This is a genomic window from Kitasatospora sp. NPDC002965, from assembly GCF_040611255.1.
Lineage (GTDB): Bacteria > Actinomycetota > Actinomycetes > Streptomycetales > Streptomycetaceae > Kitasatospora.
In genome coordinates this window covers 22541-32760 of record NZ_JBEXNT010000112.1, presented here as the reverse complement: position 1 = coordinate 32760, position 10220 = coordinate 22541, and the positions used below count along the sequence as shown (strand labels likewise).

Here is a 10220-nt window from a genome sequence, read left to right as displayed (position 1 = left end):
GCCGTCCGCGCCGGGCGCTGGCGGCGGTGCTGGGCGCCGCGGTGCTCGGCGGGGCCGCACTGGCCGGCTGCTCCTCGGACTCCGCGCCGAGCAGCGCCGTCTCCTCGGCCGCCGCCGCGGTGCAGTCGGGGATCGCGGGCGCCGCCTCGGCCGCCGCGTCGGCGGCGAGCTCGGCGCTGTCCTCGGCGGCGGGTGGGCTCTCCTCGGCGGCCGCGTCGGTGGCGGGCGGGCTCTCGTCGTCCGCCGCGTCGGCGCAGGCTGCGGCGTCCTCGGCGATCGCCGGGATCAAGGGCGGCCTGGATGCCAAGGGGGACACGTCGCTGGGTGCGGTGACCACCGCCTCGGACGGCAAGGTCGAGGTGCCGGTCACCGTGAACAACCACGAGCAGCAGGCCAACCGGTACGTGGTCCAGGTCAACTTCACCGACGACTCCGGCAACGTGCTGGACGCGGCGGTGGTCAACATCTCGGACGTGGCGGCCGGGCAGAGCGGCCAGGGGACCGCGCGCAGCAACCGGGACCTCACGGGCTCGGTCAAGGCCGTAGTCGCCAATGCCGTGCGGTACTGAGCCGCCGGCGGCCGGTACCGGTCGCCCGCTCCGGCCCGGCCGACCCCGCTGACCCGCAGGTCAGCGGGGTCGGCCCGGTCACGGGGGAACCTTAAGGGCGGCTCAAGCCTCAACATCACCCCTTGACGGGGTAGTTGGTCTAGTCCATTTTAGTGCCCAGGTGCAGGGAGCCCCTGAACCGGCGTCAGTGGTTCGCCACTGGCGCCGGTTCGGCTTCTCCCGGCGTCCGTCGAAGGCATGCTCTCGCTCGATTCCCCATCCCGTTCTGTCATGTCCCGGTCGTACGGCCCCACCCCGTACGAGCGCCCGGGACGGACGGAATCCCCCACACCAGGAGTCACGCACCCATGCTCCGTTCACGCATCGAAAGGGCCGGGGCCCCGGTTCAGGAGGGCGGCCGTCGTCGGCGGTCCAAGAGCCTGACCGCGATCGCCGCCGGTACCACGGCCTCCCTGCTGCTCGGCGCGGGCCTCGCCCTCTCCGGCGGGACCGCGGCCAACGCCGCCGTCACCAACACCACCGGCGCGCCCGCCACCAGCGGCGGCATCAAGGTCGCCTACTTCGACCAGTGGTCGATCTACGCGAACGCGTACTACCCCAAGACGATCCAGGACACCGGCGTGGCCGGGAAGCTGGACTACCTGGTCTACTCGTTCGCCAACATCCACCCGACCAACCTCTCCTGTTTCCAGGCCACCAAGGCGGCCAACCAGGACGACAACAACCCGAACGCCGGTGACGGCGCGGGCGACGCGTTCGCGGACTACCAGAAGAGCTTCGGTCCGGACATCTCGGTCGACGGCGTCGGCGACGCCTGGGGCCAGCCGATCGCGGGCAACTTCAACCAGCTGAAGAAGCTGAAGGCGAAGAACCCGAACCTCAAGATCCTGATCTCGCTGGGCGGCTGGACCTACTCCAAGTTCTTCTCGGCGGCGGCGGCCACGGACGCCTCCCGCAAGAAGCTGGTCTCGTCCTGCATCGACATGTTCATCAAGGGCAACCTGCCGGTCGACGCCGGCTACGGCGGCCCGGGCTCGGCGGCCGGCATCTTCGACGGCATCGACATCGACTGGGAGTACCCGGGCGGTGGCGGCCACGCCGGCAACCTGGAGAGCCCGAACGACAAGCAGAACTTCACCCTGCTGCTGAAGGAGCTGCGTGAGCAGCTCGACGCCCAGGGCAAGGCCGACAACAAGACCTACGCCACCGCGGCGGCCGTCGGCGCCGGCCAGGACAAGATCCGGAACGTCGAGACCGACAAGATCGGTCAGTACCTGACGTTCCTGGACATCATGACCTACGACATGCACGGTGCGTGGGACGCCAAGGGCCCGACCAACCACCAGGCCCCGATCTACTCCGGTCCGAACGACCCGATGACCCCGGCCAAGCCGGGCAACGGCAAGTACTCGGTCGACGCGGCGATCAAGGCGTACACCGCGGGTGACCCGGACTACGGCATCCCCGGCGGCTTCCCCGCCAAGAAGATCAACGTGGGTGTCCCGTTCTACTACCGTGGCTGGACCGGCGTCCAGAACAACGGCAAGAACGGCCTCTTCCAGCCCGCCACCGGCCCCGCCGCGGGTGCCGCGCTCTCGGGCAACGTCCCCGGCATCCAGATGTACAAGGAGCTGGCCGGCTTCGTCGACAACCCGGCGAAGACCTTCTGGGACGACACCGCGAAGACCACGTACTTCTACGACGGTTCGACGTTCTGGTCGGGTGAGGACGCCCGTTCGATCCAGGCGAAGATCGACTACGCCCACTGCAACGGCCTCGGCGGCTCCTTCGCCTTCTCGCTGTACGACCTGGGCACCAAGACCGCGCTGTTCGACAAGATGGTCGAGGCCACCAACGGTTCCGCCGCCGCCTGCCCGGCCGCGCCGACCACGCCGCCCACCACGCCTCCGACCACCCCGCCGACCACGCCGCCGACGACGCCGCCGACCACCCCGCCGACGACTCCTCCGACGACGCCGCCGACCACCCCGCCGGGTTGCGCCGCTGCCCCGAGCTGGGACTCGGCCACCACCTACGCCACCCCGACCAAGGTCTCCTGGAAGGGTCGCTACTACACCAACAAGTGGTGGACCAAGGGCGACGACCCGTCGCTGGCCGGCCAGTGGGGCGTCTGGACCGACAACGGTCCCTGCTGAACCCCCCGGTTCGACCACCTGAGCACCTGAGTACCTGAACGCCCGAGCACCTGGAGATCCGCGGAGCGGAGACCCGAGTGCCCGAGTGTTCGAGGGCCTGACGGACCCTCGCACCGCAGTGCACCGCAGTACAAAGCAGTCCGGCCCGCCGGGGGAGTCTCCCCGGCGGGCCGGACTGCTGTCGTTCGCGGGCCGTCAGCCCAGGTCGGCGGTGCGGCCGAGGGCGTCCGGCTGGCTCTCCTCGATCCGGCGGAGCATCCGCGCCAGGATCCCGGAGAGGACGGTGCGGTCCTCGCCCACGACGTCCTGGAGCAGTTCCTCCTCGAAGCCGGCGGCCATCCGCATCGACTCCAGCCACTTGTCGCGGCCGAGGTCGGTCAGCTCGATGATCACCCGGACCCGGTTGGCCTCGTCCCGTTCCCGGGTGACCAGGCCCTCGGTGACCATGCGGTCGATCCGGTGGGTCATCGCGGCCGGCGTGAGTCCGAGCCGCTTGGCCAGCTCGCCGGGCCCCAGCTGGTACGGACTGCCCGAGACCACCAGTGCCTTGAGCACCTCCCACTCCGCCGAGGTGATTCCCAGCACAGTGAGCTGCCGGTCGTAGGCGACGGTCATCCGCCGGGCGACCCGGGAGAGCGTCTGCACGATGGTCTCCACCTGCGGATCCACCATGGGGAATTCCCGCTGGTAGACGGCCACCTGCTCGGCGATGCCCAACTCGCGGTCGGTGGCCGGCGCGGGCTTCTCTGCAGTCATGCCGACCAGTGTCGCATGAAGAGGTGCACTCCTTAAGCCTTTGACTCAGCACTCTTCCAGTGCTAAGACTTTAGGGTCAAACTTTAGCTCTTAAGTCTTCCGGCCTTAAGAGTATCCAGTGAAAGCCAACGGATCCTTGACGGATCCGGCCTTGGCGGAGCTCGACGAAGGGGTGTGCACGGTGACCGGCACGGTGAAGCAGCAGAGGCAGCAGCGTCGCGGGGCGGGCGGCCCGCTGCGCCGCGTCCAGATCGGCAACGCGCTCAGCGCGTTCGGCAGCGGGTTCACGATGCCGTACATGTTCGTGTACGTGGACCAGGTGCGGGGACTGGGGTCGCTGGCCGCCGGGATGGTGTTCACCGTCTTCGCGCTGGCCGCGCTCGCCGTCCTGCCGTTCACCGGCCGCGGCATCGACCGGTACGGCCCGCGTCCGGTGCTGCTCGCCGGCGCCGCGCTCGCCGCCACCGGCGCGTTCGCCTTCGGTCACGCCACCGACACCCCGGCCCTGCTGGTCTCCTCCTTCCTGTTCGGCGCGGGTGTCACCACCTGCCAGCCGGCGCTCGCCACCATGATCGTCCGCTGTTCGACGGCCGCGACCCGTTCGCACGCCTTCGCTCTGCAGTTCACGCTGATCAACCTGGGCATGGGCATCGGCGCGCTGGTCGGTGGGCAGATCGTGGACGTCGCCGACCCGGCCAGCCTGACCCGGCTCTTCACCATCGAGGCCGCGACCTTCCTCGGCCTCGCCCTGGTGACCGGCACCGCCCGGATCCCGAACGCCGCGCCGGTGGCGGTCCAGGAGAAGGCCGGCGGTCCGCAGGGCCTGCGCGCCCTGGTCGCCGACAAGGCGATGTTCCGGCTCTGCCTGCTCGCCGGGCTGATCTTCTTCACCTGCTACGGCCAGTTCGAGTCCGGCGTCGCGGCGTTCGCCACCGACACCGTCGGCACCGCCCCCTCCACCCTGGGCATCGCGATCGGCGCCAACGCGCTGACCATCGTGGTGCTGCAGATGTTCGTGGTGCGGATCACCGCCCGCCGCCGGCGGACCACCGCGATGGCCGCCGCCGGAGTGGTCTGGCTGGGCGCCTGGACGATGGCCCTGGTCGCCGGTCTGATCCGGACCGAGACGATGGCGGCCACCGTCGCGATCGTCTCGATCTACGCCCTGTTCGGCGTCGGCGAGTCGCTGCTCGCGCCCACCCTGGGCCCGATCGTCGCGGACCTCGCCCCGGCCCGGCTGCTCGGCACCTACAACTCCGGCTACGCCCTCGTGAAGCAGATCGCGATCGCCGTCGGCCCGGCCGTGGGCGTGCTGCTGGTCGGCTCCGGCACCTGGCCGCTCTACCTGGCGGCGATGGCCGGCTGCACCGTGCTGATCGTGGTGATGGCGCTGCGCCTGCGGCCGTACCTCACCGCGGCCCAGGACAACGCGGCCCCGGCCGTGGTCCGCACGCCGGTCCCGGTGGTCCGGGAGCTCCAGACCGCGGCGTGACGCCGGGCGCGCGACCGGCGTCCCGACCGCGGGGCGCGGGCCGCGCGCGAGGCAGCGGCGACGGGGGCGCGCGACGGCAGCGGGCGATCACGACGGGTGACCGCCGGGGGAGCCCGCCACCGGGTGGGACAGGTGTACGAAACGGGCGCCGGACCAGGATCGAGCAGGTCACCTGGACGGCGCCCGTCGCGCTTGGCTTCGCGACCACCGGCACATAGTGTCAGTGGCTGTTGACCGCCCGGCCCCGGCCGGCACAGGCGAGACAGGCGAAATCGGCGAGGCTATGACGCAAGTGGCGCTCACGCACCCACCCGCACCACCAGCCCCCGCAGCCCCGGAACCGGGGCGGCGGGGGCTGCTGCGCAAGGCGGCCGACCGGGCCGACTGGCTCGGCCCGATCGGTGTGGCGCTCTTCGCCGGACTCCTGCGGTTCTGGAACCTCGGGTACCCCAACGCCTTCGTCTTCGACGAGACCTACTACCCCAAGGACGCCTGGTCGCTGCTGCGACAGGGCTACGAGGGCACCTGGCCGGAGAACGCCAACTCCGAGATCCTGGGCGTCCCGCAGCACATCCCGCTCACCGCGGCCCCCGAGTTCATCGCCCACCCGCCGCTCGGCAAGTGGGTCATCGCCCTCGGCGAGTGGGCCTTCGGCCTGCACCCCTTCGGCTGGCGGTTCATGACCGCGCTGCTGGGCACGGTCGCCGTGCTGATGCTGGCCCGGATCGGCCGCCGGCTCTTCGGCTCGACCCTGATCGGCTGCACCGCCGCCCTGCTGATGGCGGTCGACGGCCTCCAGCTGGTGATGAGCAGGGTCGGCCTGCTGGACGGCGTCCAGATGTTCCTGGTGCTCGCCGCCTTCGGTTCGCTGCTGGTCGACCGCGACCACGCCCGGGTCCGGTTGGCCGCCGTCCGGGACACCTACGGCGGTGACGCCGTCCGGCTCGGCCTGCGCCCGTGGCGGATCGCCGCCGGTGTGTTCCTCGGCGCCGCCTGCGGGGTCAAGTGGAACGGCGCCATGGTGCTCGCCGCCTTCGGCCTGCTCACCGTCCTCTGGGACCAGTCCGGTCGGCGCTGGGCCGGCGCCCGCCGTCCCTGGCGCTCGATGCTCCGCCGCGACGCGCTGCCCGCCTTCCTCTCCACGGTCGGTGTCGCCTTCGTCGTCTACGTCGGCGGCTGGGCCGGCTGGCTGTTCACCGGCGGCGGCCGGGGCGGCACCGGCGGAGGTTTCGACCGGCACTGGGCCGACGACCGGGCCGGGCTCTCCGCGGACAGCTTCCTCGGCGTCCCCCTCCCGCAGGTCCCGATGAGCTGGGTGCCGGCGCCACTGCGCAGCCTCTGGCACTACCACGCCCAGATGTACGACTTCAATACCGGCCTGAGCACCCCGCACACCTACCAGTCCAACCCGTTCAGCTGGCTGGTCCAGGGCCGTCCGGTCTCCATGTACTGGGAGCAGGTGCCGAACGGGCAGCGCGGGTGCACCGCGTCCGGCGGCTGCGCGTCGCAGATCCTCGGCCTGGGCACGCCGCTGCTCTGGTGGGCGGCCTGCTTCGCGCTCCTCTACCTGCTGTGGCGCTGGTTCTTCCGCCGCGACTGGCGGTCGGGCGCGGTGCTCTGCGGCGTCGCCGGCGTCTACCTGCCGTGGTTCCAGTACCAGGAGCGGACCGTCTTCTCGTTCTACATGGTGGTGCTCGTCCCCTTCCTCTGCCTGGCCGTCGCCCAGATGCTCGGAGCGATGCTCGGGCCGGAGGGGTGCACGCCCGAGCGGCGACGGATCGGTGCGGCCGGGGCCGGGGTGATCGTGCTGGCGATCATGGCCTGCTTCGCCTTCTTCCACCCGCTGTACACGGCGGAGGTGATCCCGATGACGTCCTGGCAGGACCGGATGTGGTTCACCAGCTGGATCTGACCCGTGGCGGCGCTCGCGGCCGCGCAGGACCAACTGCTCCCGGTCACCCCGGCGCTCGGGGTGGTCACCGCGCTGCTGCTGGCCGCGGCCGTCGCGGTCGCCGGGTGGGGTCGGCTCGGGCACGGGTCCGCAGTGCTCCGGGCCGGGCTGCGCGCGGTGGTGCAGCTGGCCGCCGTCGCCGTGGTGATCAGCTGGGTGGCCGGTTCGCTCGGGTGGTCGGTGCTCTTCGTGCTGTTGATGTTCGCGGTCGCGGTGCGGACCGCCGGGCAGCGGATGGTGGACGGCCCGCCCACGGGCGGCGGGCGGCGCGTGCGGAGCGGTCTACGGGCGGCCGTCGGCCGGGGGATGCCCGGCGGTCGGCGCACGGCGGGCGCGGGCGCCGAGGAAGCGGCGGGCGGAGCGAGAGCGGCAGGCGGCAAGGGCGCGGCCGGTGGAGAGGGGATGCCCGGCGGGGGCGGTCGCGCCTGGATGTGGGCGGCCGCGCCGATCGGGGCCGGGGTGCTGCCGGTGCTCGCGCTGCTGCTCGGCACCGGACTCCTGCCGCCCGAGGGCCTCTCCGTCATCCCGGTCTCCGGCATCCTGATCGGCGGTGCGCTCACCGCCACCTCGCTCTCCGGCCGGCGCGCCCTGGACGAGCTCCGGCAGCGGCACGGCGAGGTGGAGGCCGCGCTGGCGCTCGGTTTCGAGGAACGGGACGCCCGGCTGGAGATCTGCCGCAGCGCGGCCGCCACCTCACTCGTCCCGGCGCTCGACCAGACCCGGACGGTCGGCCTGGTCACGCTGCCCGGCGCCTTCGTCGGCATGCTGCTCGGCGGGGCGTCACCGGTCCAGGCGGGCGCCGTGCAGCTGTTCGTGCTGGTCGGGCTGCTGGTGGTGGAGGCGGTGGCGGTCGTGGCGGTGCTGGAGCTGGTGGGCCGTGGCCTGGTCCGCGCCGGGCGGCCGGGGGAGGGGATCGGGTAGGGTGGGTGCCGTTGAAGGGGAGTAGCCCTCCACCGGACCGTCGACATACTGGCCCCCTGCGGGGCCCGGCGCCCGGGGCACACCGCACAGGGGTGCCGGCGAGACCTTCGGCCGCAGTGCTGTGATGTTCCAACCAGCGCTGTCGGGCCGAAGCGTCCCCTGACGGAGCCGCGGGAGTCCGGCGGCCCGACCCGAGGGATACCGAACCCCCGATGAGCCTGACCGTAGCCGCGATCACCTTCGGCATCGTCTTCCTGTCCGAACTGCCGGACAAGACCGCCCTGGCCAGTCTGATGCTCGGCGCCAAGTACCGCGCCGGTTACGTCTTCGCCGGCATCGCCGCCGCCTTCGCCCTCCAGGTGGGCATCGCCCTGGTCGCCGGGCACCTGCTCTCGCTGCTGCCGCACCGCTGGGTGGAGGGCGTCACCGGCGTGCTGTTCCTGGCCGGCGCGGCGATGCTGCTCTTCCACGGCGGTGGCGACGAGGACGGGCACGAGGCCAAGGAGCCGACCGCCAACAGCTTCTGGAAGGTCGCCGGAGCCAGCTTCGTGGTCGTGGCGATCGCCGAGTTCGGCGACCTCACCCAGATCATGACCGCCAACCTTGCCGCCAAGTACGCCGACCCGCTCGCGGTGGGTCTGGGCGCCTGGCTGGCGCTCTGCGCCGTCGCCGGGATCGCGATCCTGGGCGGGCAGAAGCTGCTGAAGCACGTCCCGATGAAGATGATCATCCGCGTGGCGGCGGGTGTGATGGTGCTGATGGCCGGGTTCAGCATCTTCCAGGCGATCACCGGCTGACGCCCGGAGTCCTGCCGCAGCCGGCCCGGCCCCCGACCGACGGGGTGCCGGGCCGGTTCAGCAGGTGGTGCGCTTCGCCAGGGCGGCGGCCGTGTGGGGCCCGTAGACCCCGCTCTCGTCGCCCTGGACCCCCTGCAGCACCTGGAAGTAGGCGACGGAGCTCTCGGTTGGGCGGTCGAACTTGCTGGTCGTCGGGACGCTCATCCAGCACATGACGACGGCCAGCTTCTTCTGCAGGGTGAGGACCTCCGGCCCGTTCATCCCGTACTTCAGGGTCTGGAAGGTGGGCGTCGGCGTCGGGGTGGCCGTCGGAGCGGGCGTCGGGGTGGGGGTGGGCGTCGTGGCGGGTGGCGTCTCGGCGGAGGGGCTCGGCGCCGGGGGGACCGGGTCGGGAGCCGGTGCCGGAGCCGGGGGAGCGGCGCTCACGGGCGGGGTGCTCGGCGCGGGCGCCGCGGTGGTGGCCGTCGACCGGGTCGGGCTCGGCTTGGCGGTCGTCCTGGTCGGGCTCGGGGAGCTGCTGGTGGGCGTCGGCGCGCTCGGGCTCGGCTGGGCCGGGGTGGTCGGGTCGACCGGGGCCGGTGCCGCTGTCGTGGTGGGGACGGGCACGGCCAGTCGCTCCGGCTCGGCGGAGGGCGTCACCGCGTACGCGATGCCGACGGTGACCGCCAGCAGCGCGGCGCCGGCCGCGACCAGCACCCCCCTGCGCCGGGCGAGCGGGACCGGACCCGCGTCCTGCTCGGCCGCGCGCCGGGCGGCCCGGCCGCCGGGGGCGGGCGCGGCGCCGTCGGTCGCGGCGGAGTGGGACGCGGAGCCGTGGGCGTCGTGGGCGAACGGGAAGACACCGAGTTCGCCGGCCTCGGGAGCGGCGGGCTCGGCGGGCGGGAGCCCCTCGGGCGGCGACGCGGCGTACGGCTGGTGCTGCGGGGGGAACGGCGGGGGGAACTGGGGGGCCGACGCGAGCGGCGGGAGCACCGTCGTCGCGTAGGCGTCGGCGTCCGGGCCCAGCGGTGGGGCGACCGGAGGACGGTCCGGCGACGGGGGCGTCGGGGCCGTCCGGGGCCGGGCGGCCGACGGCGGCACCGTGGTGGCGAACGGATCGCCGGCGGTCCCGTCCGACGGGCCGTCCGAGACCTGCCCGACCGCCTGCGGCACGTACGGGCGGACCAGCGGCGGGCCCTCCATGTGCGGCAGGACGGTGGTCTCGTCGAGGGCGCGGTCCGGGAAGCACCTGCACCCGGCGGAGCGCACGGTGCCGCACGTCGGGCAGTGCTGGTCCGGCATCGGCCGGCCCTCCTCGGTTCTCGCTCGGTCTCCCGGACTCGGACTCGTGTTCCAGGTGGCGGACGGGCCTGATTATGCAGGACGTCCCTGAGACGGGACAGGGGCGTCCGGCTCGATGTGGGGGCCTTGTGCCGGTTGGTGTCGGTTGGGAACTGATGAACGGTCGGTGTGGCAGGCCCGGCGTCCACATGTCGGGCGCATGGCGGTGCCGCTTACGTTCGGCTCAACTGAACGGAGCAAATCCGGGCATTTCTGACAGCATGGTGAATCGGGAGTGATCATCCGAACGGCGCCCCC

At 72.5% G+C, this 10220-nt stretch carries 8 protein-coding genes; 6 read left to right on the top strand and 2 right to left on the bottom strand.

Annotated features, from left to right (window positions below; all coding sequences use genetic code 11):
* The coding region (locus ABZY91_RS32025) for a hypothetical protein (protein ID WP_355406481.1) at nucleotides 1-569 on the top strand (569 nt) is incomplete at its 5' end.
* Between the two features lie 347 nt (nucleotides 570-916).
* Complete coding sequence (locus ABZY91_RS32020) at nucleotides 917-2725, top strand: glycosyl hydrolase family 18 protein (RefSeq protein WP_355406479.1); 1809 nt, start codon at nucleotides 917-919, stop codon at nucleotides 2723-2725.
* 195 nt (nucleotides 2726-2920) lie between these two features.
* Here ABZY91_RS32020 and ABZY91_RS32015 read toward each other — a convergent pair whose 3' ends face one another.
* Complete coding sequence (locus ABZY91_RS32015; protein WP_329951602.1) at nucleotides 2921-3481, bottom strand: MarR family transcriptional regulator; 561 nt, start codon at nucleotides 3479-3481, stop codon at nucleotides 2921-2923.
* A gap of 151 nt (nucleotides 3482-3632) precedes the next feature.
* Here ABZY91_RS32015 and ABZY91_RS32010 point away from each other — a divergent pair, with 151 nt between their 5' ends.
* The 4 genes from ABZY91_RS32010 to ABZY91_RS31995 all read left to right on the top strand — a co-directional run bounded on the left by ABZY91_RS32010 (nucleotide 3633) and on the right by ABZY91_RS31995 (nucleotide 8642).
* Complete coding sequence (locus ABZY91_RS32010; protein ID WP_329951603.1) at nucleotides 3633-4973, top strand: MFS transporter; 1341 nt, start codon at nucleotides 3633-3635, stop codon at nucleotides 4971-4973.
* 355 nt (nucleotides 4974-5328) lie between these two features.
* Entirely contained in the window at nucleotides 5329-6885 is a 1557-nt protein-coding gene (locus ABZY91_RS32005; RefSeq protein WP_329951653.1) for a phospholipid carrier-dependent glycosyltransferase, read from the top strand.
* A 3-nt stretch (nucleotides 6886-6888) separates the two neighbouring features.
* Nucleotides 6889-7845 (top strand): ABC transporter permease, encoded by a 957-nt coding sequence (locus ABZY91_RS32000; protein ID WP_355406476.1) that lies wholly within the window; start codon nucleotides 6889-6891, stop codon nucleotides 7843-7845.
* A 212-nt stretch (nucleotides 7846-8057) separates the two neighbouring features.
* The gene (locus ABZY91_RS31995; RefSeq protein ID WP_329878883.1) at nucleotides 8058-8642 is read left to right on the top strand and encodes a TMEM165/GDT1 family protein; all 585 of its coding nucleotides are present in this window, start codon (nucleotides 8058-8060) and stop codon (nucleotides 8640-8642) included.
* Nucleotides 8643-8699: 57 nt separating this feature from the next.
* Here ABZY91_RS31995 and ABZY91_RS31990 read toward each other — a convergent pair whose 3' ends face one another.
* Nucleotides 8700-9923, bottom strand: coding sequence for a peptidoglycan-binding protein (locus ABZY91_RS31990; RefSeq protein WP_355406474.1), 1224 nt, complete (start codon nucleotides 9921-9923; stop codon nucleotides 8700-8702).
* Nucleotides 9924-10220: the final 297 nt, after the last annotated feature.

Excerpts from the sequence above, each read along its gene's own strand:
- ABZY91_RS32020 (WP_355406479.1), top strand. The coding sequence starts at position 917 with ATGCTCCGTTCACGCATCGAAAGGGCCGGGGCCCCGGTTCAGGAGGGC.
- ABZY91_RS32015 (WP_329951602.1), bottom strand. The coding sequence starts at position 3,481 with ATGACTGCAGAGAAGCCCGCGCCGGCCACCGACCGCGAGTTGGGCATC.
- ABZY91_RS31995 (WP_329878883.1), top strand. The coding sequence starts at position 8,058 with ATGAGCCTGACCGTAGCCGCGATCACCTTCGGCATCGTCTTCCTGTCC.
- ABZY91_RS31990 (WP_355406474.1), bottom strand. The coding sequence starts at position 9,923 with ATGCCGGACCAGCACTGCCCGACGTGCGGCACCGTGCGCTCCGCCGGG.